Raw genomic sequence first — 26,413 nt, 5'->3', positions numbered from 1 at the left:
TTCTACTATCAGTTTATTGGGCAATCGGACAATTCATGACAACCTATATTGAAAGAAGCGATGGATAAATATGACCTTTAAAGTGACATGCCCATTGTTCAGTGATATTATATTGATTGACCTATAATGAAAAGGAGCTGTTTTAAATGGCAAAAAAAGGATACATACAATTTCAAACAGGTGAAAAAATCGAATTTGATTTATTTCCAAACGAAGCACCTGGAACAGTAGCAAACTTTGAAAAACTGGCAAACGAAGGATTTTACGATGGTTTAAGCTTCCACCGAGTCATCCCTGGTTTCGTGAGCCAAGGCGGATGCCCTAACGGAAATGGAATGGGAGGTCCTGGTTACACAATCAAATGTGAAACAGAAGGAAACCCTCATAAGCATGAAGAAGGTTCCCTATCAATGGCACATGCAGGAAAAGATACAGGCGGAAGTCAGTTCTTCATCGTCCACGAGCCACAGCCACACTTAAACGGTGTACACACTGTTTTCGGTAAAGTGACATCAGGCATCGACATTGCCAAATCAATGAAAAACGGCGACGTTATGGAAAAGATGGTTGTATTCGACGCATAATGAATGGAGGGACGGACCTTGCTCCGTTCACATTTTCCTGCTGAATGATTTCCTGATAAACAATGGTTGAAATCATTTCAGTGATGGTGTATGATACTCATACAGGCTGCGTTGTACGTAATCATAACAAAGTTTTAACCTTTAAACTGTAACAGGGAGTTTTACATCGAAGTCGGAATGTCAAGCCTCCACGATTTGAGGACGACAGGAAACCTTCTGCAAACACCCACTTTGAGGAGTGGTGGTTTAAAACTTTCTTATACCAAAATTACGGCAAATGTGGCTCCTTATAATGAGTATCTCAAGTCAGTTCCCAATCGGGGGCTGGCTTTTTCATTTTGGGGATGTGAGGAAAATCAGACGCATACAAAAAAGGCTCGATGAATATTGTCATCCAGCCTTACGCTTATGTATCGAGGCCCCTCCCGTCCGTACATGGTTAAGTGTCCCGCAACAAGCGAATGTTCGGGAGGGGCATATTTACTTTACCACGAATGGGTGCATGATGCAAAGCCGGTCAGTTCAAAAATCCTTTCTCGGTTAAATACCGGTCGATATCATGAAAATCATCCACCTTGATAAAGGGCGTCTGACTTTCACGAAGGATGGAAGGCAGTGACTTCATGGCGAAGGTGATGTCGGCTACTTTTGCCGGGTGACTGTCCGGCTCACTGTCTCCGGCGAAAAAGATCATTTCATATTCTTCCTGTAATTCCCTCAGCACCTTAGATTTATCAATCCCATACCTCTCTGAAAAGTGGGGATGCCGGGGATCAATGTTCATATATACATTTTGATCTTTATAGTAACCTTCATTGGAAAAAACTTTGACATCGTGTATCCCGTGATGGGCCAGAAGGTGATGAATGTAGTACGTGGTCCCGGCACTGAGGATATAGAAATCTGCACCATTTTCCTGTACTTTGCGGATGAATGCCGGAACATGCTCATCAATCTCAATCGACCGGATGTCTTGAATGATCTGTTCTTCATTCTGGTCGATGGAGGAGAACACCCTGGTAAGGAAATCAATGTCCTTCAAACTGCCGGCTTTCCATTGTTGATACAACTTCTTACCTTCTTGAAAATATTTATCCAATACGAGCTGATAGAAATCCTTTTTGGAGATCGTACCATCAAAATCCGAAACAAATGCCCATTTTTTCATTTTCAACACTCCTTGCTTCTTTAAAACCATTTTTATATGACAAAACGGGGGAGGGAAGTGTGGTTACAATAATTTTGTTATGTAAACTTATATTTGAGAATGGGGTTCGGCACAAAAAGATGCCCTCCTACTTAAAACACGAAATTTATTAAATGATTCATTTTGGTAAATCGCTGTTGATTTCCGTGCAAGGCTTCTCTTTCCCCGGTAGGTGGTGCGTGTTCGTCGCTATCTGCAACGGAGTCACACCAACCCCGCTTTTACCGAAGGAATCTTCGCCTTGCATCCCAATCAACAGCTGGAAGCTGCTAAAAATATATTGAAGGGATGCCACAAAAAATCCGAACGAAGATGTCCAAAAATCATTCGTTCGGATTTCTACTGGCGAGCACCCTTTTGTCCCAACCCCTTTTCACTATTTTTTCATACTCCTCAAGAACCCCATCATAACCTTTGGCGTTTTTTTCACTTCATTCACGGTTTCATTGATTGCCGTTTTCTTGAACTCGATATCATCCTGAATTTCTCCCTGTGTTTCCTGGAGCAGATTCGCTTCCATTGAAAGTTTGTCCATCCTGGACTGGATGCTTGCGACGGTATGATTCATTTCATTGATGACAGGCTTTGTTTCCTTCATCGTTTTTACTAAAGAGATGCCAAGCATCACCAGGGCAGTCACAAAGACTGCAATACTCACGTACACGATCCACATCTTTATTTCACCTCATTCAATATTGTCTATTCTTATATTCCCTAAATTTCTTAAATATAACGTAAATTTTATTCATCATTTCCCGTTTACTAATAGAAGCATTCCCTGTAAGCTAAATGAAAGGTCATGTATGAATGGCACTGGAGGGATAGTCATGATAAAAGCGATACTGTTCGATTTGGATGATACGTTGTTATGGGATTCAAGAAGTATTGAAGAAGCATTTCAAGCGACCTGCCAATACGCCCAATCTAAAGTGGGAGTCGATCCACTTGAATTGGAGAAGAGTGTGCGTGATGCTGCCAGGGAGCTCTACGCAACGTATGATACATATGAATTCACACAAAATATCGGGATCAATCCCTTTGAAGGACTATGGGGTGAATTCCTGGATGAGCATGATGAACGGTTTCATCAAATGAAAGACATCGTGCCTTCATACAGGAAGGATGCGTGGACCAGAGGCTTAATAGCGCAAGGGATATCCGATGAAGATCTTGCTGTTGAACTTTCTGAAGTGTTTCGCACAGAAAGGAAACAGCGCCCTTACGTATATGAAGATACATTCCATGTGCTCGATGAGGTAAAAGGGGATTATGAATTATTGTTATTGACGAATGGATCCCCTCATTTACAGCATACAAAACTTTCAAAGACGCCAGAGCTCACACCTTATTTTAAAGAAATCATCATTTCAGGGGACATCGGCAAAGGGAAACCTGATACCGCCATGTTTGAGCATGCACTGGAAAGACTCCAGCTTACAAGCGATGAAGTGATCATGGTGGGGGATAATCTGCTCACCGATATTCTTGGCGCATCCAGGATGGGCATCAGAACCATATGGATCAACCGCAGGCAACAGCGCCCCCAAGATGTCAAACCTGATCATGAAGTGAAAAACCTGCATGACATCATCGATATCATCAAACAGATCAATGCATGAATGAAAGGGGCTTCCATCCGGAGCTCCTTTATTTTCTCTTCATATTTAATGTCAAATCGACATAGTATTCACTGACATAACGATAATGGGGGGATGAAGATGTCTAAAGGAATGCACCAGGTTGAAGTTCGGGCAACTCGGTCAGAGGTATGGGAATTCATTCGGGACATGAATCAATGGGCTCCCCTCGTCCCAGGGTATAAAAGTCATCATATTCATTCAGAAAACCTTTCCTCCTGGACGTTTACTGTTCAATACGGTGTTGTGAAAAAGAAGCTCTCAGTAAAGGTTTTGATTACTGAGTGGAAAGAGCCGTCTCAGGTTACATTCGTCATTACAGGAATCAATCATAAATTGACAGGCAAAGGAAGTTTCAGGGCAGTAGAAAAAAACAATCGCATCACTTCAATGACAGGTTACCTAGAAATAGAAGCGATGAGTCCTGTCGGAAAGCTTCTTCAAGCAAGCTTTGATACAATGGTACATGATTTGACAAGAGATTTGACTGCAGCCGTAGGAAAAGCAATCGAGAAGGGAAAAGCCTGATCCTCCGATTCAACATCCCGTATGGTACAATGAGTTGTTTGAAGAAGGACTACATACAATAAAAAATACCAACAAAGCTGATTTGTTTAGAAATAAAAGGGGTCTTAACATGCAAAACCTTCAACAGCTTCGGGAAGAAGCCATAGAAGAAACAAAACATAAGATGAATGAAGATATCAACAGCTTCCTGGTGAAGCATGAAAGCTGTCCAACCTTTGATGATTACTTATCGGAACGAAAGGGATTGTTTCAAGGGATCTGGCTGAACTGCTGGCTCAATAAAGTAACGAATGATGTACTGAGAAGCCATAAGAAAGCCTTTTTAAGAGCAAGGGGATACGATATTGAAGGGTTGGATAAGAAGCTGATCAACAAACTGTTCAGAAATGAAATACGTGATCATCTTCCATTCAATATCCATCAATGGCTTATGGAGCATCCCCCGGGGGAAGAAGAGTGGAAGAAACGTTATGAACATGAACGGACAAAGTATTTCAGCAACATCAAAGAAAAGCGGCAGGCTGGACTGCAAAAAGACATTCAAAAGAACCTTCTTTCCTATATCCAGCACCAGATGGAAACACGGGAACGCCACTGGTATGTGGAATTACGATATCTGTTGGCCAAAAAACTCATTTCTGATATCAAGGTAAAAACCCGCTACCGCCCAATTGAACCATATTTATTGGAAGAAAAGTTAGAGGAAGAGGGAAGTTTCAGCATTGACTCATTCAACACCGTAGCCGACTTTCTGCAGGAGTTTACAGGATCTATCCATAAAAAGAATGAATATTGGGACGGTCACGGCTGGGAGTATGAAACCTATTTGTACCCTTATGAGCGGTTCGTCTCTTATCACGCTGAACAGATCGTCTATCGTGACCTCATCGCGCATATGCCTGGGGAACTGCTGACTGATTACACAGAAGCTTACGGTCAGGAGCTTTCAGAAGAAAGACTGAGCCGATTGAGTCACCATTTCCTCCTCGGATTAAAATCCTCTTTCTTTAAAAAGATAGAAGAGGAATATACCGCCGATTTAGACAAGCTTACTGATGTGCCATTTGACATAGACACGCATCTCTCCATATATGAGCAAGATCTCGTGCAGCAGGAAAAAAGGAAGGCGCACGCTATTGCCGAGTTAAAGCGCAGGGAAGAAGAGGAAAAAAGGATGTTAGACGATATTTTCGGGCGTGAATACAGTCCTTCATTCCGTGACGATATCACATATATCCTTCACATCGGAGAAACAAATACCGGGAAGACACATCAAGCCATTTCCCGCATGAAACAGGCTCAGAGCGGTATGTATCTGGCACCTCTGCGCCTTCTTGCCCTTGAAGTATTCGATACATTAAATGCAGACGGCGTTCCGTGTAATTTGAAAACCGGGGAAGAAGAGAAAGAAATGCCCCATGCACACCATGTATCATCAACGGTTGAAATGTTCCGTGAAAAAGACCGATATGACGTAATCGTGATTGATGAAGCGCAGATGCTTGCCGATCAAGACCGTGGTTTCTCATGGTACAGGGCCATTTCCAAAGCGAATGCAAAGGAAGTTCATATCATAGGAAGTGAAAACGTACGGGAACTCCTATTAGGCTTGATCGGAGACGGGGAAATCGAAATCCATGATTATAAAAGGGATGTACCTCTGCAGGTTGAATCGCAGGAATTCCAGCTTCGACATGCGAAGAAAGGAGACGCCGTCGTTTGCTTTTCCCGGAGGAAAGTGCTCGATACCGCTTCGAGACTGCAGAATAATGGACACAAGGTAAGCATGATTTATGGAAGCATGCCGCCTGAAACCCGCAAGAGACAAATGAAGCAATTCATTGATGGCAAAACAGACGTCATCGTATCAACTGATGCAATCGGGATGGGGCTGAATCTACCGATCAGGAGAATTGTTTTCTTGGAAACAGATAAATTTGACGGTACGAGAAGGAGAAGACTGACTTCTCAGGAGGTCAAACAGATTGCCGGAAGAGCCGGGAGAAAAGGTTTATACAATGAAGGAAGGGTTGCCTTTTCCAAAGATATAAAGGTGATGAGCCGTTTGCTTGAACAGAAGGACGAGTCCCTTGAAACGTTCGCCATTGCACCTACTTCCGGGGTTTTCGAACGGTTTCAGCGTTATCATCATGACCTGGACACGTTCTTCCACTTTTGGGATAAGTTCAACAGTCCTGACGGTACTGAAAAATCCAACCTTCTGGAAGAACGGGAATTATATGAACTGATCCGCGATACAGATATTGAGGCAAAACTCTCATTAAATGATCTGTATGGATTTTTGCATCTTCCGTTTTCAAAGAAAGAAGCGGAATTGACCGAACAGTGGCTTGATTGCATGTACGCAATTGTAGACGGTGAAGACCTGCCAGAGCCAATGATCAAGACCAACAACCTTGAACAAAAAGAGGTATCTTATAAAGCCGTCGGGCTGCATCTTCTCTTTCTCTACAGACTTGGCAGACAGACGGAAGCCTACTATTGGGAGCGGGTGAGGAGTGAGATTGCCGATGGTGTGCATGAAAGTCTCCATACAGAGGTATCAAGCATTTCACAATCGTGCAGGCAATGCGGGAAGAAGCTTCCACCACAATTCGGCTTTCCGATCTGTGACCGGTGTCATAGTGCAAGAGTGAAACGGAGAAGAAGGAGACAGCCCCCACGATCCTGAATCATGAGCACATTAAACGAAAATGCAGGCCATCTATGTTACGATACGAGAGGTAAAAGAAGGAAGGTGCGAAAGAGATGAAAATTGAAATATGGTCAGATTATGTATGTCCATTTTGTTATATCGGCAAGCGTCGTCTTGAGGAAGCACTCAATCAATTTGCCCACAGGGACCAAGTGGAGATTTCTTATAAAAGCTTTGAACTAGATCCCAATGCGCCAGTTGATACAAATGAAAATATCTATGAGATTTTGTCAAAAAAATACGGCACGTCTTTACAACAGGCAAAGACCATGGCGGAAGGGGTTGCCGGACAAGCTGCAGCTGCCGGATTGGATTTCCGTTTTGATTCAAATGTTCCAACCAACACGTTTGATGCCCACCGTCTCACGAAATATGCCGGTACAAAAGGAAAAGAAGCGGAATTGACGGAAATCCTGCTTCATGCCCATTTCACGCTGTCACAGCATATCGGTGACCGGAAAACGCTCTCAGAACTTGCAGCCCAGGCAGGATTGGATGCAAGGGAAGCGGCGTTGCTCCTGGAAAGTGAAGAATTTTCAGAAGAAGTCAGGAAAGATGAAGAGGAAGCAAGACAGATTGGTGTTCAGGGTGTACCCTTCTTCGTCATCAATCGCAAATATGCCGTTTCCGGTGCCCAACCGAGCGATGTTTTCTTAAATTCAATAAAAAAAGTGTGGGAAGAAGAGAATTCCTCTTCTGTACTCCAACCGCTGGGAACTGACGGAAAGACTTGTGATGAAGATGGATGTGACACACCCAACGTAAAGGGGTGACACCATAATAAAAAAGCAAGTGGAGAGGTTCTCACACTTGCTTTTTTTAATGACTGAAGAAGTTTTCTGTATAGTATGGCTGGGATTTTTCATTGAATGCCACGCCGATGCCCAACTGCTCGTAATGGGGCTGGAGGATGTTTTCCCTGTGTCCTTCAGAGTTCATCAATCCTTCATGTGCATAGATTGAACTCACCTGTCCGTACGCGAGGTTTTCACCTGCTGTGCGGAAAGCGACCTGATCTTCTTCCATTCGGTCAAATGGGGACTGACCCGTTAAATTCGTGTGGCTGAAATAGTCTTGTTCCGCCATGTCGAGACTATGCTTCCTTGCAGTGTCTCTTACTTTTTCACTCCAGGACAGTACAGGTAATCCTTTCTCTACACGGGCAGCATTCGTTAAATCAAAGAGTTGGAACTCGAAGCCCTCTTTCATTTCCGGGCTGGGGTCGGCATAATAGGCTCTCTTGGCGCTTTCAAGCTTCTCGTCAATCATTTGAATGGCGGTCACCGTATCATTTTCATGCTTGTCATAAAAAATCGTCACGTAGCTCTTATCCAACTGATAGGTTTCGTGCTCGCCTGTCTCCTGTAACTGATAGAGGGTAAGACCTTTGCGGATCGTCTTTAATGGCTTACCGAGCGCATCATGCACGATATTTTTGGAGGATCCCAACTCGATCCCGGTTTGTGATGAAACCAAATCATGATTCGTATAAAGGCCAGTGACCTGTTGATCAGCATCATAGGATATCATTAAAAAATTCCGGTATTGATCATGATAAGCATACCAGGACACCCCATATTCATTAACTGAGCGCCTTTTTGCTTGGCCAAGTTCGTTTTCTACTTTATCTTTTGCATCGCCTATTTCAATATTATAAATAGAAAATGTCTGCTCGTCCGGGACCTGTAATGCCGGTTTTTCTACATGATGTTCTTCCTTGGTTTGGGATCGGCTTTCAAGATCCCTGAATGATTCATCCAGGTTCATTAATAGCATGCTGACCTTGTCGTAAAGTTGATCAAAGGTTTCCTTCACTTCAGGGCTGTTCTTCAGTTCTTCCATTTTATCAAGGACTGAATCGAAGCCCGCAGCATTTACTTTTTCTTCCCAGGCGGGTTTTGAAATAAAGGCGACGGCAGCAAGCATGATAAGAAGAAATAAACGTTTCAATTGCTAACACTCCATTCTATCTTTCATTGTATCCAAAATGATTGAGTTGTAAATGGGAAGGGATCTCTCAACTCTCATCTCATGCATATGTATCAGCTGAAAGGACGGGAGATTTCAGCATGTGATCAGACTGATTTCATATACAGTCCTGTACCCATTCTATAGGTTTTTCAACCAAAAGAACCTGTTTTAGTATCAGGAGGTATGGGTAAGATAAATAAATAAGGTAGACAACAAAATTTACATATAAGGGGAATTGCACAATGAAATTATCTCATGAAGAAAGAATTCAACTGCATGAATTCAATAACTTAACAAAATCATTGAGTTTTAATATGTATGATATATGTTATACGAAGACACGTGAAGAGAGGGAGGCATATATAGAATATATCGATGAGCAATACAATGCGGAGCGGTTGACGAAAATCCTTACACACGTATCGGATATCATCGGGGCCCACGTCCTGAACATTTCCAAGCAGGATTACGTACCTCAAGGGGCAAGCGTGACCATCCTCGTCTCGGAAGGACCGATTGTAGAAGTGCCGACCGAACATTTCGACGAGTCTCCGGGACCGCTTCCCTCTACGGTAACCATGCACCTTGATAAAAGTCATATCACGGTCCATACGTACCCCGAATATCATCCCCATGAAGGGATTTCGACATTCAGGGCTGATATTGATGTATCCACCTGTGGGGAAATTTCACCCCTTAAAGCATTGAATTACCTGATTCATTCCTTCGACACGGATATCATGACGATGGACTACCGTGTAAGGGGCTTTACACGTGATATCAATGGAAAGAAATTATTTATCGATCACGATATCAACTCGATCCAGAATTATATCCCGGAAGAGATCAAAGATGAATATGATATGATCGACGTGAATGTGTATCCGCAAAATATTTTCCACACTAAATGCAAACTGAAAGAGTTTGATTTGAATAATTACTTGTTCGGTTACACCAAAGATAAACTCAGTGAAAAAGAAATGGACGATATTACAGATAAACTTAAAATGGAAATGGACGAAATATTCTACGGGAAAAATATCCCAAAGCCATAAAACCGACGAACCCCCGCTGTGATCTGGCGGGGGTTTTTATTGAAATACAGGGGTTGTGAATATAAGATAGAAAGAGGGAAAACCCCTGTGTTTGAAGAATAGGTACATAGACTTGGTCTTTTGAGGAGGAATATGGGATGAATTCACACGAAATTGAATACACATTGCACGGAGACGACATGCAGTTTGTGGAAATAGAATTAGACCCAGGTGAAAGCGCCGTTGCAGAAGCCGGCGGGATGATGATGATGGAAGACGGCATTGAAATGGAAACGATTTTCGGTGACGGCTCACAGCGTGGCGGTGGAGGCGGTTTCCTGGGGAAACTGGTAGGTGCCGGAAAGCGTATCTTAACCGGTGAAAGCCTGTTTATGACCGTTTTCACCAATGAGGGCATGGGGAAGAAGCATGTGTCGTTCGCAGCTCCTTATCCAGGAAAGATCATCCCGGTCGATTTAAGTGAATTAGGCGGTAAAGTGATCTGTCAGAAAGATGCTTTCCTATGTGCAGCCAAAGGGGTTTCTGTCGGGATCGACTTTCAGAAAAAACTGGGGACAGGATTCTTCGGCGGTGAGGGCTTCATCATGCAGAAGCTTGAAGGAGACGGGTTGGCCTTTTTACACGCAGGAGGGACCATTTATAAAAAAGAGCTTCAGCCTGGAGAGGTCTTACGGGTAGACACGGGCTGTTTAGTCGCGATGACCCGGGAAGTGGATTATAACATCGAATACGTCGGAAAAATCAAATCTGCCTTCCTTGGTGGAGAAGGTTTGTTCTTCGCAACCGTCCGGGGACCAGGCACGGTCTGGATTCAGTCACTGCCATTCAGCCGTCTGGCAGAACGAATCTATGCAAATGCCCCTCAAGGCGGAGGCCGTTCAACCGGTGAGGGAAGTATATTGGGTGGACTCGGTGATTTATTAAACGGTGACGACTGATCTTAAAAAGCATTCTCGTTGATGAGGATGCTTTTTCTATGTTTCATCACCCCACATGCTTCACATGCCATTGAGATTTTTTCGGTTGACAATATACCCGCATAGGTATATCATAAGACCATAAACAACAAAAGAAACCATATTGGAGGAATGAATCATGAAACAACTTACAGCTCAACAAGTTGAAGAACTGCTTGCTGACAAGAACAATTCTCTAAACATCATTGATGTCCGGGAAGATGAGGAAGTGGCAACCGGGATCATCCCGACTGCCAAGCACATCCCCCTTGGTCAAGTAGAAGCACGCGTAAATGAATTAGATCAATCAAAAGAATATATCATGGTTTGCCGTTCAGGCGGCAGAAGCGGACAAGCTGCTTCATTCCTTGAAAGTCAAGGTTTTGATGTCATCAATATGAGCGGCGGGATGATGTCCTGGACAGGTCCGACAGAATAATATCCAACTACAACGAAGCGGAGGAATGAAACATGAGTAAAAAAGTAGCGATCATTGCAAGTAATGGCGGTTTATTCGACGCATATAAAGTATTTAACATTGCAACAGCGGCAGCTGCCACTGACCAGGAGGTAGCCATCTTCTTTACATTTGAAGGATTGAACCTGATCCATAAAGAAGGCCACAAGCAGCTTCCAATGCCTGAAGGAAAAGAACATTTCCAAGAAGGATTTGCAAAAGCCAATGTACCGGCCATTCCTGAATTGGTAGAAATGGCACAAGAGATGGGTGTGACATTCATCGGCTGTCAAATGACAATGGATGTCATGGGCTTAGAGAAAGATGCATTCGTGGATGGAATCGAAGTCGGCGGTGCCGTTACGTTCCTTGAGTTCTCTAAAGATGCGGATGTTACGTTAACTTTCTGATCATAGAACACAAAAGGATTCCTTTCCGGGAATCCTTTTTTTCTTGCTTTTTCCTTCGAAAACCTTCAGTATAAGTAGACAAGTCTAACTCGCAATCAGAAAGTAGGAATATTCATTGAACTCGTTTTCCTCATTTAATCTATCTCAACGTCTTCAAAAAGCTCTGTTGAACAACGGAATTAAAAAACCGACATCTATACAAGAAAAGGTAATCCCACAAATCCTTCAGGGAAAAGATGTCATGGCAAAGGGACAGACCGGAACCGGTAAAACCCTTGCGTATATATTACCGATATTAGAGCAAGGCCCAACCAAATCATCACACATTCAAACTCTGATCATCACGCCAACACGGGAACTGGCGATTCAGGTGGCAGGTGAAATAAGAAAGCTGACGACTAAACAGAAAGGTTTCTCTGTCCTTTCCATCTACGGAGGCAAAAGTCATGAAGAAGAAATAAAAGAGCTGGAGAAGCAGGTGAATGTTGTAGTCGGAACGCCCGGCCGTCTCCTTGATCATGTCAAAAGAGGAAATCTTGATGTGAGCCAACTTTCCTTTCTTGTCATTGATGAAGCGGATCAATTATTACAGATCGGATTTCTCAATAAGGTCGAAGAGATTTTAAGAAAAACACCTAAAAATCGCCAAACGATGCTGTTTTCAGCCACAATCCCTTCTGAAATCAAAAAATTAGCGAACAGATACATGAAATCCCCTCACTATATCGAGGTGACTCATGCTGAAAAGTCCACTTCGATTAACCAATTTGCCATCTTTACAGTGGATCGGGCGAAACAGGATACCCTCATCCAACTGATCGATGCTTTTAAGCCGTCAAAGTCAATCGTCTTCTGCAGAACGAAGCGACGGGTGACGAAGTTATATCAAGTACTCACATCCAAAGGATACAAGGTGGCAGAGCTTCATGGTGATCTTCCACAGGAAAAACGGGAAATCGTCATGGAGCAGTTCAGAACAGGTGAAATCCCGATGCTGGTGGCAACGGATGTCGCTTCGAGGGGATTGGATATCGAAGGGGTGAGCCATGTATTTAATTACGACATGCCTGACAATGCAGACACCTATATTCACCGGATCGGAAGGACGGGAAGAGCAGGGGAAAGCGGCCTTGCTTATACACTTTATTCCACCGAGGAACGTAGTACGCTCGATGAGATTGAGACAGTATTGAATGCGAGATTCCAAAAGCAAAATCTCGGGAATACGATCTCACTTAAAGACAGTTCCGGCAAGCGCCAGGGGGCTAAGAAAAAAGGCAGAAAAAATACGCCGAAAGGTACGCCGAAAGGAAAGAAGCCTTCAGATTCCCATAAACCCAAGGCTGAAAAGAAACTTGGCGTGAAAGGGTCAACAAGAAAAGCAATTGAGAAAAAACCTTCTACCGGCAAGCACCCATCGAAATAAAGATAAACATATGAAAACGGAAATCCTCACGTTGGTCCGATATCCTTCATTGGATACGGTGGCGTGGGGATTTCTTTTTGCCTGATATGTGAGTATTCGAACATGAACGAAATCCTCATATTTAAACGGCTTCCACATTGATGAATCCTCCTCATTATCGGGTGAAAATAACCAGAAGAACCTGTTGTTATATCGGTATAATATCAGTTTCTCCCTTAAGTTATTCCGGTATAATAAACGGATTTGTTTTAAAATATGGTAGGATAATAAGAGATGAAGAATAGAGAAAAGGAGTTTTTTAGATTACAATGAAATTAGTATCATGGAATGTAAATGGTATACGGGCATGCGTTAAGAAGGGGTTCCTGGATTATTTTCATCAAATGGATGCGGATATTTTTTGTCTTCAAGAAACCAAGCTTCAAGAAGGGCAGATTTCTTTGGATCTGGACGGATACCATCAGTACTGGAATTACGCAGAGAAAAAAGGCTATTCTGGTACAGCTGTATTTACCAAACAAAAGCCTTTGAAAGTGACTTACGGTTTCGAAGATGGAAAGCGGGAACCGGAGGGCAGAATCATTACTTGTGAATTCGCCGACTTTTACTTAGTCAATGTATACGTCCCCAACTCCAAGAGAGATCTTTCCAGAATTGGCGAGCGCCTGGAATGGGAAGATACGATAAGGGAATACTTACTCGGACTGGATCTTCACAAACCGGTCGTCCTTTGCGGGGATTTAAATGTCGCCCATACAGAAATCGACTTGAAAAACGATAAGTCAAACAAGGGGAATTCAGGTTTCACTGAAGAAGAACGGGGAAAAATGACAGCTTTGCTGAAGTCAGGGTTTGTCGACAGCTTCCGCCATGTTCATCCAGAAAAAGATGATGTTTACAGCTGGTGGTCATACATGAGCAATGTACGTGCGCGGAATATTGGCTGGAGAATCGATTATTTCATCGTATCAGAACGCTTATCCCCTTCAATCAATGGAGCAGAGATTCACTCACAAATCCTCGGGAGCGATCACTGTCCTGTATACTTGGAATTGAAGGAGTACATAAAAGAGGTATAAATATTGGAGGTCAGAAAATGTTAAAAAAACGAATCGCACAATATATCGAAGAACAAAAAGCGGCGCAGCCCAAAGTAACTTTATTCGAACCAGAACGTGGGTACGCTTTGGAAAATGGCTTGATATCTGAAGGAGAAGTCCTTTCACCAGAAAGCCCCCGCTTTGAAGAAGCGTTCATTGAACGCTGTGATAAAGAAACAGAAGAACCGATCCGTACAGAAACGGCCAGTTTCCTTGATCAGCCTGTTACCTACCTGAATGAGCATAAAAATGAGTTCGTATTCCTTGAGTCGGTTTGGTTTACAGTGATTGGGGCCGATGCGGTGTCAATCGAAGTGGACGATGTATTCGGCACGTATGACGCCATGCTCGGGTTGAAACTTCAAAAGAAACACCGGAAAGAAATTGAACTGTTCCTCGAGGATACACTTCAGGATGAAAGTTCGTATGACCTGTTATTCAACGGCGAAGACGGCTTATGGGACTTGAATTTCACACTGAATGACCACCCCGGATTCAATGAAGGACTGAGCATGCACGCCGTTTATGAACTGATCTTTGATTTTCTATTCAAGCTTCTTCAGACAGTGGAAGAAGCATAAAAATAACTCCGTGCGAGTATAGTTTAGAGGTCCCGTTTTGACAACGTAAATGACAAATAACATGAACAATAGCAGGCTATTCCGCAGAGGAATTAGACCTGCTTTATTTGTTGTGATAATAATGTTTTCGTACATTAGATGACTTGTCGATCCGCGCCCTTTTCTTGCCATAATGAGCTCCAGAAAGGAAAAGTGATAATGGTGAATCCATTTCCGGTCAGTTTAATGAAGCGTGATCAAGGGGTGATGATGTGAGGAAAAAAAGTTTATTTTTGTCTGTAGGGATCACATTATTGATTGCAATAAGTTGGTTTGCTCTTCATAAACTCACTGATGACACTCATGAGAACATGTCGATCATCCCAGAGCAGCACAAAGACATTCCTTTATTTGAGAATTTAAAACCAGCTGGCCATTACTATGTCATAAAGGGAAATCATTGGGAGGATATTTACGACTTTTATATGAGTAAACTTCCATCCCTTGGCTGGAAAATGGAACGTGCCAAGTCAGCGTTGGATGATATCGATGCAGAAAATGATGCGTCTGGATTTGATTCACATTGGAGTAAAGAAGGTTTTGACGGGGAGTTATGGATTTCAGCAACTTATAATCAATTAGATGATAAAACCGAGGTCATATTTGATCGGACTCCTATTAATCAATCCACTTCCTGGATTGAAGAGGTACCAAACAACATTTGTATTCATGAAAGCTTAAATCAGGAAGATTGCTTTGTGATAGATGATAGAACTAAGGTCGAGGGCATCAAACAACTAATAAATAAGGCAATCGACAGGGATTATGAGATGGTACCTACTAGAGAGAAAACCAGTGTCATAGATTTCGGGAATATTGAAATAAATGTTTATTATGGAAATGATAAAGAAATTTATTTTCAATCAAAAAAAGGAACGAAAATCATGAAACCAGAACCTGAATTCTTTGAACTGACAAATCTTTCGGAATAGCTCTTGTTCTACTATTACGGGAATACCATGTTGGAAATTGTAAAAACCCAGAGCCATCTTATCTGGGTTTTTGCTGTTAAAATTGTGTTATCTACACTGTTATTCCTGACGCTAATCAGGGTATAATGTAAGGTTTTTCTTCTTAAACCAATCCTTTAGAACATTAGGGTTGGCTTTATTTTGCTCTCTTCTGCTTAATCGGACCATACTCGAATAGTTTCCCCTCGTATATATGATGAAGGTCCGGGTGGGATCTGAAATCTTCAGGGGTGACCAGGGCAGGCAGCTTATCCCACAGTCTCACTCCGGATCTTTGGAGAACTTCCGCTACAAATTGCGAACAAAAATAAGAATTGCTGAATTCCACTGGTTCATTAAGGGAAACGCCGAAGACACCAAGGAGGTTGTATAGAAATTTATGCCTGCTCCGCTTGAAGACATTTAAGATTCTTTTCATTTTCGCGATTTCCCGCTCCGTTACATGTAATCTGTAAATCACACATGTCGTATGGGGGTATTTGCTGTATGTCCCTTGAAAGATATCCTCTTTGACAAAGCCGCCATTTATCGGGTTATCCGGGTGCTTCCGTCCAAAGCTGTACAGTTCACTCAAGTCTGGGTCAAAGGAAATCGAAGCATGATTGTAAGGGGCTTTTGTATATTTTTTGATCGATTTGGTGAAGAGTGTACCTGTATCCGTTAATAAAATATAAATATATTTTTCTTCCACCCTCATTCCCCCTTTAAAAGTAGTAGAAATTCCCATATGCTTAATTATACAGTAATTCCATCAGCTGAATACAAACAAATCAAGGGGGAAGAAAATGGAGACGGCCATTTGGACTTTATTGACCATTTTCATTCTGATGGTCGCAGTGAATGTGTTATTTTTGATCATTCAAAAAAAGCAAGGGGAGAAAGATTTCTCGAGGATATCCCTGCGGCTCAAAACATGGTGGGGGATGTTTGCGATCTTTTGTCTTGCTACACTGTTTAATCCAGTGATCAGCATGCTGTCTTTGATGATGCTATGCTTCTTTTCACTTAAGGAGTATTTCTCCATGATGAAAACAAGGAAGGCGGACCGGAGGATTTTTCTGTGGGCATACCTTTCCATCCCGATTCAATTTTGGTGGATATATATTGGATGGTATGGGATGTTCATCGTTTTCATCCCTGTATATGTCTTCCTGCTGCTGCCCCTGCCACGCCTGTTGGGGAAAGGGACCCTTGGGTTTCTCCGCTCGGTCAGTTCGACTCAATGGGGATTGATGCTGATGGTATTCGGATTGAGCCACCTTGCTTACTATCAGGTCGCAACCCCTGTTTATGGCGGGAATCTTGTCCTTTTTCTTGTCGTCTTGACCCAAGTGAGCGACATCGTTCAGTATGTGGTCTCCATCTATTTAGGAAAGCGCAAGGTGGTGCCTACTGCAAACCCGGTCATCACGTGGGAAGGGTTTCTCGCTGCGGTAATATGTACAACGGTGGTATCCTATATCCTTTATCCAGTACTGACACCACTTGATCAGACATTCGGCATCCTGTCCGGATTGATCATTGCCATCAGCGGATTTATCGGAAGCTTGACGATATCTGTGCTGAAGCGGGACCTGCTGATTGGTGATCAAGAAAAATTCACTTCACTTAAAGAAAGCTATCTTAACCGGGTGGACAGCCTCGCCTATACGTCACCGATTTTCTTCCACATCATTCGATATTATTTTGATTTTATGTGAGGGGAAGCGTTTATTGAATTTGAGAAGGGCGGGTCGGAGGATCCTAATATATGTAAGTTGATAATATAAGCAAAGAAGTCGATAAAATAATCGGAAAGTTGATAATATATGGGCAGAAGTCGAAAATATATTTGAAAACTCGATAAAATACAGGGCAAAGTCGATAATATCGCTATCAGCCATCAACTTCAGGCGGGATTTCCCAACGGAATGGAGCCAGTTCTGAAGATAATTGAAGTGCAAAGCGGTAATTTCAGCAAAAAAGCAGGCGTCATTAAGCTCCTTCAGCGGAAAAAGAGCAATCGCTCATCTTCCGCCTTCGGAATTACCATCGCCGATCATCATCAGCGGGTTGTAGGACGCTTATTGATTTCTTCAGTCACCACAAACGCCAGGTCGTCATTACCGAATAAAGATAGAACGCCGAGGAGGGTGCTGTCGGGGATATCTTCTGATTCTTCTTTCGGGACGGTCAGGTCGATTCCCTGCTGCAGCGCCGGGTTGTCACTTTGTTCAGGATAAGCTTTACGATACAGGGCTTCAGGATCTAGATCATGGTTGACGCACCATTGTGCAAACACGAGGATCATCATATGTTCGTCTTTTTGATAGTTTTGGATGATTTTCTCTTGCATTTCTTTTGAATTCATACACTCTCTCCTTATTGATCGGGCTTCAGTTGTATTATAACGAAATTGAAGGCAGATGCCCATTCAAGTCTATTATTTCTAAATGATTGATCATAAGTGTATAATGGGTAGAAGCAAGAATCATGTTTTTCACTGAAAGGAAGTTAAATGAATGAATATCACGCATCATCAAGTAGAAGAGCTTAAAGACCCAACCGGTATCCTGAGCGGGGATCGTTATGAAGTTATTTTCGACATCGAAGTTCCGGAAGACGATGAACTCTATTCAGAACAGGGTATTTACATAAAGGCTATTTTTGTCCGTGACGAAAGCGGAGAAAGACTTGTTCAATCAACCATCATTGAACGAAATACTGAAGAATTCCTTGATTTTGAATTAGAGGAAGAGGAAGAAAATCTTCTTCTCTCTTACTGCAAGGAACACATCAGGTAATAAGGCACCCTTCATCTCCGTTTTCCATCGGATGGTGGAGGGTGTTTTTTTCTCTATGAGGAAACCTACACCCATATGATAAAAAATCACCATGTAACATGTTGATAGCATCTGTTATACTTATGATATCAAAGTGCTAGCAATTGATATCATAATGACGAAAGAGGGTGAAAAACCTTGTCAGATCAAGGAAGAATGCAGTTGAATGTAAGGGTAGATAAAGAAACCTCAGAGAAATTGGATGAAATCGTCGAATACTATCAGCAGAATACAAAAATCGGCCGTGTGTATAAAGGTGACGTGCTGACGGATATCATTCATAAATCCTATGAGGTTATGCAGAAACAAAAATCCCTTAAATCCAGGAAATACTGACCCGCTCTTTACTGAGTCGGGCACTTATGGACATCCAATCATGAATGGGATCATACAGGAGACCAGCATGAAATATGATTAAAAAATGAGGGTTTAACGTGCAATTGCCAAGAAAGCTTATCACCACTCAGCGGGCCTCAGGTATATCTCCTTACATATGGAGTATCATCTCTATCCTGCCATTTTATTTTATCTTTCAATCATCCTCGACGATTGAAATCGCAGTGGGAATCACCTTAACGATTCTTTTCTTTATTTCATTACGGTTTGCTTTTATATCGAGGGATTGGCCGGTATATTTATGGACATCGATTTTGATCGCGATATCGATCACGATGACGATTCAGTTCAATTTCATCTATTTTGCTTTTTATATCGCCTATTACAACGGGAATATAAAGAACCGGGTAGCATTCTTGACACTGTACATCATCCACCTCGTCCTAACGACAGCCTCGATCAACTACAACTTTGTGCTGCAGGATGAGTTATTTTTATCTCAGTTTCCATTCATTCTGATCATTTGGATCAGCGTCATCCTCCTGCCTTTCAATATTTACAACAGGAACAAGCAAGTGCTGCTTGAGGATCAGCTGGAGGATGCGAATAAACGGATTTCTGACCTGGTTAAACAGGAAGAGCGGCATAGAATCGCCAGGGACCTGCACGATACACTCGGTCAAAAGCTGTCACTCATAGGACTGAAAAGTGATCTTGCAAGAAAGCTGGTCTACAAAGATCCTGAACAGGCAAGAAGTGAGCTTAGGGATGTCCAGCAGACGGCAAGGACAGCCCTGAGCGAAGTCAGGACAATGGTTTCCCAGATGAGGGGCGTCAGGCTGAAAGACGAAATCGTCCGCATCAAGCAATTATTAAAAGCGGCCGACATTCAATTCAAAATGGCAGAACCGGCGGCTTTGCCACAGACCTCTTTGTTTATGGAAAATATATTGAGTATGTGCTTAAAGGAAGCCGTGACGAATGTGGTCAAGCATAGCAGCGCATCTGTGTGCCGTCTTGATATTAAAGATTCTGATAAGGAAATGATCATCACGGTGGAGGATGACGGACGGGGGATCTCCGGGGATTATACAGAATCGAAGGGCAGTGGCTTGATCGGGATGAGAGAAAGGCTTGAATTTGTGAATGGAAGCTTGGAAATACTTTCAGAACACGGGACGACATTGATCATGAAGGTGCCTAAAGTAATCAAGCAGGTAGATAGGGAGGGAATGGCATGATAAGAATCGTTATAGCAGAGGATCAGAGAATGCTGCTCGGTGCTCTGGGATCATTGCTCAGTTTGGAGGACGATATGGAAGTGGTCGGTAAAGCGGCGAACGGGGAGGAGGCCGTTTCACTCGTCCATGAACTCAAACCTGACATTTGCATTATGGATATCGAGATGCCTAAGAAAACCGGACTGGAAGCAGCAGAGGAATTAAAAGGGGAAGAATGCAAAGTGATTATCCTCACGACATTTGCCCGGTCAGGTTATTTCCAGCGCGCGTTAAAAGGCGGGGTCAAAGGATATTTATTGAAGGACAGCCCGAGCGAAGAGTTGGCAGACTCGATCCGGCTGGTCATGGACGGAAAGCGGATCTATGCACCTGAATTGATCGATGATGTGTACAGTGAAGAAAATCCGCTGACCGACCGGGAAAAGGAGGTTCTTGAACTCGTGTCCCACGGAAAAAACACGCGGGAAATCGCCGATGAGCTTTCCCTGAAAACAGGGACCGTCCGTAACTATATCTCTGCCATCCTTGACAAACTGGAAGTCAAAAACCGCATAGAAGCCATCACCCACTCAAAAGAAAAAGGATGGTTTAAATAGCCTGGAGGGACGGACCTTTGAATAAGAGGTCCGTCCCTCTTGAACGAAAAGAAATTCTTTTTTTAGTTGACAAGAAATAGAATCATGGTACGATTACATCGAATACAAATTTCATAAGACGATCCACTAGGGGTGCCTTGTTGAAGGCTGAGATTAAAGTATGACTTTGAGACCCTTTGAACCTGATCTGGTTGAGACCAGCGTAGGGAAGTGGTGTTTGACGGTCACGTATCATCATGTATGATCAAAGAGATCTCAAGCCACTTTCTGTATGCTGCATGCATCATGGAAAGTGGCTTTTTTGTGCCTAGTTCGGGTCGTCTGGAAAAGGAGAGAATCATGACATTTACAGCTGAATTAAGAAATGCAGTCACTGACATTTGGGAGGCGAGCTTCAACCATCCCTTTGTAAAAGGGATCGGCGACGGAACGCTTCCGTTGGAAAACTTTAAGTATTATGTGCTCCAGGATGCTTATTATCTTTCCCATTTTTCCAAGGTACAAGCGTTAGGCGCATCGAAAGCAACCGATTTACATACGACATCGAGGATGGCAGCACACGCTGTCGGGACAAATGAAGCAGAGCTTTCACTTCATGCGAATTTCTCGAAAAGGTTGGGCATCACAGAAGAAGAAAAGCAACAGTTCAAGCCTGCCCCGACTGCTTATGCATATACGTCACATATGTACCGATCCGCTCAATACGGCGGGCTTGCAGATATCCTTGCCGCCATACTTCCCTGCTATTGGCTGTATTATGAGGTTGGCGAGCACTTGAAATCGTGTACCCCGGAGGAACCGATTTATCAGGAATGGATTGCCGCCTATGGTGGAGAGTGGTTCCGGGAGCTGGTGGAAGAGCAGATCGAGCGTCTGGACACGTTGGCGGAAACGATGTCAGCCTCAGATAAAGATAGAATGAAAGAAAACTTTATCTTAAGCAGTATTTATGAACTGCAGTTCTGGGAAATGGCTTATACACTTGAAAGATGGCCGTATGAACATACCCTTGCTTTCAACCGGAAGGAAGGTGCCGGCCGTGTCTAAGTTGAAATTGACGGATATATTGGTAACGGTTGTGATTTCGATTCTTTTTGGGGTCATTTACAAAGTATGGGGTCCCCTCTATAACATGCTGAAGCCTTTCGGTATACACGCGGATCAATTGATTTATGGCATGTGGTTCATGGCGGCTATGGTCGCATTCTTGATTATCCGCAAGCCAGGGGTGGCACTGTTGGCGGAAATCGCCGCATCTTCAGGAGAATTCCTGATGGGCTCTGAATGGGGACTTGAGGTCCTGCTGTTCGGAATCATACAAGGGCTGATGGCTGAACTTGTATTCCTTGCCACACGATATAAACGCTATGACATCCTGGTCATCTGCACCGCCGCGGTCAGCTCCGCCATCGGGTCGATCTTCATGGATTATGCGAAAGGGTATATGGGGGACCTTGTTCTCTGGAATTTACTCTTATTCATTACTGCAAGAATCATAGGAGCAATCCTAATAGCAGGTATAGGCTCCCATTTCCTCGTCAGAGCCCTTGAAAAAACAGGCGTCACAAGTTTGGTGCGCCGGGTCGATCAGGAGGAGTATGATGCACTCGATTTATAAAGGAGTGATGCCTCATGCATATTGAAAAACTGCGGCTTAAATTTCCCGGATCTGAACGACTTCTGTTTAAAGATCTCAGCCTGACTATTGAAAAAGGGGAAAAAGTATTGTTGTTAGGGCCATCCGGGTGCGGGAAATCCACCCTGCTCAACGTCTTGGCCGGGGTGATCCCAAAGTCTATCGAAGTGCCGATGAAAGCCGAGACCATTAAAACCGCTGATAGCAGCGGTTATGTGTTTCAAGATCCAGACGCGCAATTTTGCATGCCTTATGTAGATGAGGAAATTGCCTTTGTGCTTGAAAATCTCCGGGTTCCAAAAGTTGAAATGCCTCAGAGAATTCAGGAAATGTTAAATATGGTGGGATTAGAGCTTCAAGATCCCCATACGAAAATCTCAACCCTGTCGGGGGGGATGAAACAAAAGCTAGCGATTGCGTCAACTCTCGCCCTCCGTCCCGATACGTTATTTCTCGATGAACCTACCGCCCTGTTGGATGATGACAGTACGAAGGAAGTGTGGGAGACCGTGAAAGAGAACTCCCGGGACCGGACCCTCGTCATCATTGAGCATAAGCTTGATCACGTGTTGGAGATCATTGACCGGCTCATTCTATTTGATGGAGACGGCAACATCATGGCAGATGGGAGAAAGGAAACCATATTCAAAACGTTTAAACACGTCCTGAAAACCATCGGTGTCTGGTATCCACAAGCATGGGAGGAATATCTCTCAACCTCGCCGCCAAAAACGGTGAGCGCATCTCTTGAAAAAATCATGAGGTTAGAGAACTTCAGAGGTTACATCCAGAAGGAAATGAAAATACACATTCCGAGAGCAGACATCCACCGAGGTGAATGGATCGTCATCACTGGCAGGAACGGTGCCGGTAAGTCCACCTTGCTTCACAGCCTTATGCAGTTCATCCCGACTTCAGGGACGTATGAACTGCATGGCAAACAGATCTCGAGCAAGAAACCGCCGGATGGGTGCTCCTTTGTATTTCAAAATCCTGAGTTTCAGTTTGTTGCCCAGACTGTTTATGAAGAAGCAGCCTACAGTTATCGTCTCAGAGATACTCCTTCCCATGTGGTGAAAAGAAGGGTGAATGCATTACTGGAAAGATTCAATCTGCAAGACTTCAAGGATCACCATCCCTATCATCTATCTATGGGCCAGAAGCGGCGTTTGAGTGTTGCGGCTTCCATCGTCGGAAACAGGGACATCTTATTATTGGATGAACCGACTTTTGGGCAGGATTCCGTGAATACCTTTGCACTGCTTGAAATGCTCCAGGAATTCCAACAAGAGGGAACCACTATTATGATGGTCACCCATGACGACAAGATCCGTTCCCAATTCGCTACAAGGGTTTGGACAGTTGAACAGGGACAGCTGGTGGCCGACTGTTGCAAGCTTTCTATTGGGGGCAAAGCACTATGAATATTCAATTCGACTATAAAGAAACATGGTTCCATCAGATCAATCCAAGCTTCAAGCTCATGATCATGATCGGATTATTTCTATTCATGCTTTTTGTTCACTATTTCAACTGGTTATTCTACTTGACGTTGTTCTTTTATGCCCTGCTTGTATTGTTTTCAGGTTATTCAAGTAAAATCATCTGCATATTGACGCTTCCCTTTTTTCTCGTATTCGCTTCTACCGCTTCCTCGATGATTTTATTCGGAAAGGGAGAGACCACATGGGTTGAATGGGGACTGATCCATATTACGGAGGAAAGCTTCTACCGGGGAATCCATATCGGTCTTAGGGCATTTGTTTTTGCCACACTCGGGCTCCTTTTCGCATTGACGACAAGGCCGGTGTTGCTGATTTACTCACTTATGCAGCAACTGGGCCTGAAACCGAAGTATGCTTATAGTTTTCTGGCAGGACTTAGGCTGCTTCCGATCATGATTGAAGAATATGTCACGATCCGACAGGCAATGAAAGTGAGGGGCGTCAGGGATCAGAAAGGATGGAAAAGCTTTCTGCTGAAGTTGAACATGTATTCCATTCCATTATTGGCCCAGAGCATTCGCCGAGCCCACCGAATTGCAGTCGCGATGGAAACGAAAGGATTTCATGGTGACGAACGCCGGACATATTACTATAAGACGGGTTACTCACTGCGTGACGGATATTTTATTGGGTGCGTCATTTTACTCATCATTACCAGTTACTATGCATCTACATATCTGCCAATCTTCGGAATAGGAGATGTGCGCCATGGGTCTTAAACCAAAGGGTCATTTGCATGCCATCTCATCAGGAACACAATCAATGGAAGAGGTCATAGACATTGTGAAGGTTATCCATCCTTATGCAGATGTCATTCATCTCCGGGAAAAAAGCTGGACAGATCATGATTGGGTGACGGCTATCGATCAGTTAAGGGATGCAAGCGTACCAATTGAAAAGATCTGCATCAATCACCGGGTCGATATAGCGGCCTTGAAGGATGTGAAAAGGGTCCAGTTAGGATATCAAAGCGTACCGGTTGGGATGGTGAAGGATAGATTTCCTCATTTAAAAGTCGGTGCATCTGTTCATAACCTGCAGGAAGCTGAAGAAGCTTTCCGGCAGGGAGCCGATTACCTGCTGTATGGAAACATCTATCCCACCTCTTCAAAACCCGGAAAACCCGGGGCAGGTATTTCAAAGCTTGAAGAGATGGCACACGCCTTTCCTGTCCCGACGATCGCATTAGGAGGCGTGACCACGGAACGTGTGCGGGAAATTGTTTCTGTTGGCGCACACGGGATTGCTGTATTATCAGGCATCTTCCTCTCTCAAGACCCTGAAGAATCAGCCAGGAAGTATCAAGAGGCACTGCAAAGGGAGGTGGACCCACTTGGGGAAACAATATGACGTGCTGATTATCGGTGGAGGGGTGATAGGCTGTTCCATCGCCTATCAGTTGGCGAAAAGAGGAAAAAAGGTTCTGATACTGGAAAAAGATCGGATCGCGGGCAAAGCGTCCAGCGCGGCCGCCGGCATGCTGGGTGTTCATACAGAATTATCCTCAAACAGTTCACTTTATCAATTGGCCAAAGCGAGCCGCAGCCTCTATCCTTCTTTGGCTGAAGAACTGACATCAATTTGCGGGATTGACATTGAACTAGTACAAAACGGGATGCTCAAGCTTGCCCGATCCGAAGAAGAGGCTCACAAACTCATGGGCATGCACGCACAGTCTGACAGGAATGAAGGAATCACCTGGCTTTCAGGGAGTCAGTTATCTGCCATGGAACCGAACCTTTCTGATCAATTGACAGGCGGTTTATGGATCCCTGACGACGGAAACGTCTCTGCTCCGAAACTTTCGAACGCGCTCGGCTTGGCAGCTGCCAAAATGGGGGCAAAGATCTTGGAATATACGGAAGTATCTACTTTTTTGAAGGAAGATGACAGGATTATTGGCGTCGAAACAAACCGTGGCTTCATATATGCAGAAAACACCATCATGGCCGCCGGTGCCTGGAGCGGGTCACTGCTTGATCACCTTGATATGAACTACGGGGCATATCCGGTAAAGGGAGAATGTTTTTCCGTCACTGCTCCAAGGAGTTTGGTGAGGGCAACGCTCTTTACGGACGGCTGCTATATTGTCCCTAAGGTTGGCGGCAGACTGTTGATCGGCGCGACGGAAAAACCTCATTCATTTGATGAAAACATTTCGCTAGACAGTTTATTGCATTTGATGGAAAAAGCGACAGCATTAGTTCCAGACTTGAAATACGCTCACTGGGATAGAGCGTGGGCGGGTATCCGACCACAAACGGAGCTCGGGATTCCCCTAATGGAAAAAAGCAGGGAATGGAAAGGGCTTTTTGCCGCTACCGGCCATTACCGGAATGGAATCCTCCTTGCCCCCATCACAGGCGTGTTGATGGCTGATTTGATTGAAGGCCGGGAAAATCCTCTATTAAATATCTTCAGAAGGAGTGGGGAAAGTGGAATTAAGAATAAACGGTCAGCCTGTCACAGTACCTGATACGATCGTAACGATTGACGACCTGATACACCATTTTAAACTTAATCAGAGGATGATCATCGTGGAGCAAAACCGAAACATCCTGATTAAAGAAAATCATCAAAAAACCACGGTCCAAAACGGGGATCACATAGAACTTGTTCAGTTTGTAGGAGGCGGTTAA

At 43.7% G+C, this 26,413-nt stretch carries 30 protein-coding genes, 1 other RNA gene and 1 riboswitch; of the genes, 26 read left to right on the top strand and 5 right to left on the bottom strand.

The genetic code is table 11. From position 1 onward, the window contains the following. Window positions 1-146: 146 nt before the first annotated feature. On the top strand, window positions 147-584 hold the full coding sequence (locus KH172YL63_RS10080) for a peptidylprolyl isomerase (protein ID WP_173105977.1): 438 nt from the start codon (window positions 147-149) through the stop codon (window positions 582-584). 100 nt (window positions 585-684) lie between these two features. Then, a non-coding RNA gene (ssrS, locus tag KH172YL63_RS10075) (6S RNA) lies at window positions 685-874 on the top strand. Between the two features lie 227 nt (window positions 875-1,101). On the opposite strand, the gene KH172YL63_RS10070 is transcribed toward ssrS, so the two are convergent. Both KH172YL63_RS10070 and KH172YL63_RS10065 read right to left on the bottom strand, forming a co-directional pair. Then, window positions 1,102-1,752: an MtnX-like HAD-IB family phosphatase gene (locus tag KH172YL63_RS10070; RefSeq protein ID WP_173105976.1), complete on the bottom strand. Its 651-nt coding sequence runs from the start codon at window positions 1,750-1,752 to the stop codon at window positions 1,102-1,104. Between the two features lie 415 nt (window positions 1,753-2,167). Beyond that, on the bottom strand, window positions 2,168-2,464 hold the full coding sequence (locus KH172YL63_RS10065; RefSeq protein WP_173105975.1) for a DUF948 domain-containing protein: 297 nt from the start codon (window positions 2,462-2,464) through the stop codon (window positions 2,168-2,170). A gap of 154 nt (window positions 2,465-2,618) precedes the next feature. Between KH172YL63_RS10065 and KH172YL63_RS10060 the strand changes: the two genes are divergently transcribed. The 4 genes from KH172YL63_RS10060 (at window position 2,619) to KH172YL63_RS10045 (ending at window position 7,445) form a co-directional block, all read left to right on the top strand. Further along, window positions 2,619-3,410, top strand: a complete 792-nt coding sequence (locus KH172YL63_RS10060; protein ID WP_173105974.1) for an HAD family hydrolase — start codon at window positions 2,619-2,621, stop codon at window positions 3,408-3,410. A 99-nt stretch (window positions 3,411-3,509) separates the two neighbouring features. Next, window positions 3,510-3,956, top strand: coding sequence for an SRPBCC family protein (locus tag KH172YL63_RS10055; protein ID WP_173105973.1), 447 nt, complete (start codon window positions 3,510-3,512; stop codon window positions 3,954-3,956). A 109-nt stretch (window positions 3,957-4,065) separates the two neighbouring features. Continuing rightward, the gene (locus KH172YL63_RS10050) at window positions 4,066-6,648 is read left to right on the top strand and encodes a DEAD/DEAH box helicase (RefSeq protein WP_173105972.1); all 2,583 of its coding nucleotides are present in this window, start codon (window positions 4,066-4,068) and stop codon (window positions 6,646-6,648) included. Between the two features lie 77 nt (window positions 6,649-6,725). Further along, complete coding sequence (locus tag KH172YL63_RS10045) at window positions 6,726-7,445, top strand: DsbA family oxidoreductase (RefSeq protein ID WP_173105971.1); 720 nt, start codon at window positions 6,726-6,728, stop codon at window positions 7,443-7,445. Between the two features lie 46 nt (window positions 7,446-7,491). On the opposite strand, the gene KH172YL63_RS10040 is transcribed toward KH172YL63_RS10045, so the two are convergent. Next, window positions 7,492-8,622 carry a CAP domain-containing protein gene (locus KH172YL63_RS10040; protein ID WP_232066168.1) on the bottom strand — a complete coding sequence of 377 codons (1,131 nt, stop codon included), beginning with the start codon at window positions 8,620-8,622 and terminating at the stop codon, window positions 7,492-7,494. Between the two features lie 263 nt (window positions 8,623-8,885). On the opposite strand from KH172YL63_RS10040, the gene speD reads away from it, so the two are divergent. From speD to KH172YL63_RS10000, 8 genes are all read left to right on the top strand, one after another. Next, on the top strand, window positions 8,886-9,698 hold the full coding sequence (gene speD / locus KH172YL63_RS10035; RefSeq protein ID WP_173105970.1) for an adenosylmethionine decarboxylase: 813 nt from the start codon (window positions 8,886-8,888) through the stop codon (window positions 9,696-9,698). A gap of 137 nt (window positions 9,699-9,835) precedes the next feature. Beyond that, complete coding sequence (locus KH172YL63_RS10030; RefSeq protein ID WP_173105969.1) at window positions 9,836-10,636, top strand: TIGR00266 family protein; 801 nt, start codon at window positions 9,836-9,838, stop codon at window positions 10,634-10,636. 157 nt (window positions 10,637-10,793) lie between these two features. Further along, window positions 10,794-11,093, top strand: a complete 300-nt coding sequence (locus KH172YL63_RS10025) for a rhodanese-like domain-containing protein (protein ID WP_173105968.1) — start codon at window positions 10,794-10,796, stop codon at window positions 11,091-11,093. Window positions 11,094-11,125: 32 nt separating this feature from the next. Next, window positions 11,126-11,521 carry a DsrE/DsrF/DrsH-like family protein gene (locus KH172YL63_RS10020; RefSeq protein WP_173105967.1) on the top strand — a complete coding sequence of 132 codons (396 nt, stop codon included), beginning with the start codon at window positions 11,126-11,128 and terminating at the stop codon, window positions 11,519-11,521. Between the two features lie 115 nt (window positions 11,522-11,636). Further along, window positions 11,637-12,947 (top strand): DEAD/DEAH box helicase, encoded by a 1,311-nt coding sequence (locus KH172YL63_RS10015; protein WP_332066977.1) that lies wholly within the window; start codon window positions 11,637-11,639, stop codon window positions 12,945-12,947. 308 nt (window positions 12,948-13,255) lie between these two features. Then, on the top strand, window positions 13,256-14,026 hold the full coding sequence (locus KH172YL63_RS10010; protein WP_173105966.1) for an exodeoxyribonuclease III: 771 nt from the start codon (window positions 13,256-13,258) through the stop codon (window positions 14,024-14,026). Between the two features lie 17 nt (window positions 14,027-14,043). Further along, window positions 14,044-14,628, top strand: coding sequence for a branched-chain amino acid aminotransferase (locus KH172YL63_RS10005; RefSeq protein ID WP_173105965.1), 585 nt, complete (start codon window positions 14,044-14,046; stop codon window positions 14,626-14,628). A gap of 251 nt (window positions 14,629-14,879) precedes the next feature. Further along, window positions 14,880-15,599, top strand: a complete 720-nt coding sequence (locus KH172YL63_RS10000) for a hypothetical protein (protein ID WP_173105964.1) — start codon at window positions 14,880-14,882, stop codon at window positions 15,597-15,599. Window positions 15,600-15,774: 175 nt separating this feature from the next. Here KH172YL63_RS10000 and KH172YL63_RS09995 read toward each other — a convergent pair whose 3' ends face one another. Further along, window positions 15,775-16,329 (bottom strand): hypothetical protein, encoded by a 555-nt coding sequence (locus tag KH172YL63_RS09995; RefSeq protein WP_232066166.1) that lies wholly within the window; start codon window positions 16,327-16,329, stop codon window positions 15,775-15,777. Between the two features lie 94 nt (window positions 16,330-16,423). Between KH172YL63_RS09995 and KH172YL63_RS09990 the strand changes: the two genes are divergently transcribed. Continuing rightward, window positions 16,424-17,338 carry a phosphatidate cytidylyltransferase gene (locus KH172YL63_RS09990; protein WP_173105962.1) on the top strand — a complete coding sequence of 305 codons (915 nt, stop codon included), beginning with the start codon at window positions 16,424-16,426 and terminating at the stop codon, window positions 17,336-17,338. 344 nt (window positions 17,339-17,682) lie between these two features. Here the strand turns inward: KH172YL63_RS09990 and KH172YL63_RS09985 are convergent, their stop codons facing one another. Then, window positions 17,683-17,988, bottom strand: a complete 306-nt coding sequence (locus KH172YL63_RS09985; RefSeq protein ID WP_173105961.1) for a hypothetical protein — start codon at window positions 17,986-17,988, stop codon at window positions 17,683-17,685. Between the two features lie 151 nt (window positions 17,989-18,139). On the opposite strand from KH172YL63_RS09985, the gene KH172YL63_RS09980 reads away from it, so the two are divergent. The 11 genes from KH172YL63_RS09980 to thiS all read left to right on the top strand — a co-directional run bounded on the left by KH172YL63_RS09980 (window position 18,140) and on the right by thiS (window position 26,413). Then, window positions 18,140-18,421 (top strand): DUF6509 family protein, encoded by a 282-nt coding sequence (locus KH172YL63_RS09980; RefSeq protein ID WP_173105960.1) that lies wholly within the window; start codon window positions 18,140-18,142, stop codon window positions 18,419-18,421. Between the two features lie 177 nt (window positions 18,422-18,598). Further along, window positions 18,599-18,796 (top strand): hypothetical protein, encoded by a 198-nt coding sequence (locus KH172YL63_RS09975; RefSeq protein ID WP_173105959.1) that lies wholly within the window; start codon window positions 18,599-18,601, stop codon window positions 18,794-18,796. A gap of 104 nt (window positions 18,797-18,900) precedes the next feature. Then, complete coding sequence (locus tag KH172YL63_RS09970) at window positions 18,901-20,037, top strand: sensor histidine kinase (protein ID WP_173108123.1); 1,137 nt, start codon at window positions 18,901-18,903, stop codon at window positions 20,035-20,037. After that, window positions 20,034-20,633 (top strand): response regulator transcription factor, encoded by a 600-nt coding sequence (locus KH172YL63_RS09965; RefSeq protein ID WP_173105958.1) that lies wholly within the window; start codon window positions 20,034-20,036, stop codon window positions 20,631-20,633. The genes KH172YL63_RS09970 and KH172YL63_RS09965 overlap by 4 nt, the downstream gene beginning before the upstream one ends. A 118-nt stretch (window positions 20,634-20,751) precedes the next feature. Further along, window positions 20,752-20,859, top strand: a riboswitch (TPP riboswitch). 113 nt (window positions 20,860-20,972) lie between these two features. After that, window positions 20,973-21,680, top strand: coding sequence for a thiaminase II (tenA, locus tag KH172YL63_RS09960; protein ID WP_173105957.1), 708 nt, complete (start codon window positions 20,973-20,975; stop codon window positions 21,678-21,680). Beyond that, window positions 21,631-22,251, top strand: a complete 621-nt coding sequence (locus tag KH172YL63_RS09955) for an ECF transporter S component (protein WP_173105956.1) — start codon at window positions 21,631-21,633, stop codon at window positions 22,249-22,251. Before tenA ends, KH172YL63_RS09955 begins: the two co-directional genes overlap by 50 nt. Before the next feature lie 14 nt (window positions 22,252-22,265). Then, window positions 22,266-23,693: an ABC transporter ATP-binding protein gene (locus KH172YL63_RS09950; protein WP_173105955.1), complete on the top strand. Its 1,428-nt coding sequence runs from the start codon at window positions 22,266-22,268 to the stop codon at window positions 23,691-23,693. After that, the gene (locus KH172YL63_RS09945; protein ID WP_173105954.1) at window positions 23,690-24,493 is read left to right on the top strand and encodes an energy-coupling factor transporter transmembrane component T family protein; all 804 of its coding nucleotides are present in this window, start codon (window positions 23,690-23,692) and stop codon (window positions 24,491-24,493) included. Before KH172YL63_RS09950 ends, KH172YL63_RS09945 begins: the two co-directional genes overlap by 4 nt. Then, on the top strand, window positions 24,483-25,124 hold the full coding sequence (locus KH172YL63_RS09940) for a thiamine phosphate synthase (protein ID WP_173105953.1): 642 nt from the start codon (window positions 24,483-24,485) through the stop codon (window positions 25,122-25,124). The genes KH172YL63_RS09945 and KH172YL63_RS09940 overlap by 11 nt, the downstream gene beginning before the upstream one ends. Continuing rightward, on the top strand, window positions 25,108-26,250 hold the full coding sequence (thiO, locus tag KH172YL63_RS09935; protein ID WP_173105952.1) for a glycine oxidase ThiO: 1,143 nt from the start codon (window positions 25,108-25,110) through the stop codon (window positions 26,248-26,250). Before KH172YL63_RS09940 ends, thiO begins: the two co-directional genes overlap by 17 nt. Continuing rightward, window positions 26,210-26,413 (top strand): sulfur carrier protein ThiS, encoded by a 204-nt coding sequence (gene thiS, locus KH172YL63_RS09930; RefSeq protein WP_173105951.1) that lies wholly within the window; start codon window positions 26,210-26,212, stop codon window positions 26,411-26,413. The genes thiO and thiS overlap by 41 nt, the downstream gene beginning before the upstream one ends.

It is taken from the genome of Bacillus sp. KH172YL63 (assembly GCF_011398925.1).
Lineage (GTDB): Bacteria > Bacillota > Bacilli > Bacillales > Bacillaceae_B > Rossellomorea.
The sequence above is the reverse complement of the archived record's forward strand: the minus strand, read 5'-3'. Positions and strand labels throughout refer to the sequence as shown.

Coding starts and splice junctions, on each gene's coding strand:
- KH172YL63_RS10080 (WP_173105977.1), top strand. CDS start 147: ATGGCAAAAAAAGGATACATACAATTTCAAACAGGTGAAAAAATCGAA.
- KH172YL63_RS10070 (WP_173105976.1), bottom strand. CDS start 1,752: ATGAAAAAATGGGCATTTGTTTCGGATTTTGATGGTACGATCTCCAAA.
- KH172YL63_RS10065 (WP_173105975.1), bottom strand. CDS start 2,464: ATGTGGATCGTGTACGTGAGTATTGCAGTCTTTGTGACTGCCCTGGTG.
- KH172YL63_RS10060 (WP_173105974.1), top strand. CDS start 2,619: ATGATAAAAGCGATACTGTTCGATTTGGATGATACGTTGTTATGGGAT.
- KH172YL63_RS10055 (WP_173105973.1), top strand. CDS start 3,510: ATGTCTAAAGGAATGCACCAGGTTGAAGTTCGGGCAACTCGGTCAGAG.
- KH172YL63_RS10050 (WP_173105972.1), top strand. CDS start 4,066: ATGCAAAACCTTCAACAGCTTCGGGAAGAAGCCATAGAAGAAACAAAA.
- KH172YL63_RS10045 (WP_173105971.1), top strand. CDS start 6,726: ATGAAAATTGAAATATGGTCAGATTATGTATGTCCATTTTGTTATATC.
- speD (WP_173105970.1), top strand. CDS start 8,886: ATGAAATTATCTCATGAAGAAAGAATTCAACTGCATGAATTCAATAAC.
- KH172YL63_RS10030 (WP_173105969.1), top strand. CDS start 9,836: ATGAATTCACACGAAATTGAATACACATTGCACGGAGACGACATGCAG.
- KH172YL63_RS10025 (WP_173105968.1), top strand. CDS start 10,794: ATGAAACAACTTACAGCTCAACAAGTTGAAGAACTGCTTGCTGACAAG.
- KH172YL63_RS10020 (WP_173105967.1), top strand. CDS start 11,126: ATGAGTAAAAAAGTAGCGATCATTGCAAGTAATGGCGGTTTATTCGAC.
- KH172YL63_RS10010 (WP_173105966.1), top strand. CDS start 13,256: ATGAAATTAGTATCATGGAATGTAAATGGTATACGGGCATGCGTTAAG.
- KH172YL63_RS10005 (WP_173105965.1), top strand. CDS start 14,044: ATGTTAAAAAAACGAATCGCACAATATATCGAAGAACAAAAAGCGGCG.
- KH172YL63_RS09990 (WP_173105962.1), top strand. CDS start 16,424: ATGGAGACGGCCATTTGGACTTTATTGACCATTTTCATTCTGATGGTC.
- KH172YL63_RS09985 (WP_173105961.1), bottom strand. CDS start 17,988: ATGAATTCAAAAGAAATGCAAGAGAAAATCATCCAAAACTATCAAAAA.
- KH172YL63_RS09980 (WP_173105960.1), top strand. CDS start 18,140: ATGAATATCACGCATCATCAAGTAGAAGAGCTTAAAGACCCAACCGGT.
- KH172YL63_RS09965 (WP_173105958.1), top strand. CDS start 20,034: ATGATAAGAATCGTTATAGCAGAGGATCAGAGAATGCTGCTCGGTGCT.
- tenA (WP_173105957.1), top strand. CDS start 20,973: ATGACATTTACAGCTGAATTAAGAAATGCAGTCACTGACATTTGGGAG.
- KH172YL63_RS09955 (WP_173105956.1), top strand. CDS start 21,631: ATGAACATACCCTTGCTTTCAACCGGAAGGAAGGTGCCGGCCGTGTCT.
- KH172YL63_RS09950 (WP_173105955.1), top strand. CDS start 22,266: ATGCATATTGAAAAACTGCGGCTTAAATTTCCCGGATCTGAACGACTT.
- KH172YL63_RS09945 (WP_173105954.1), top strand. CDS start 23,690: ATGAATATTCAATTCGACTATAAAGAAACATGGTTCCATCAGATCAAT.
- KH172YL63_RS09940 (WP_173105953.1), top strand. CDS start 24,483: ATGGGTCTTAAACCAAAGGGTCATTTGCATGCCATCTCATCAGGAACA.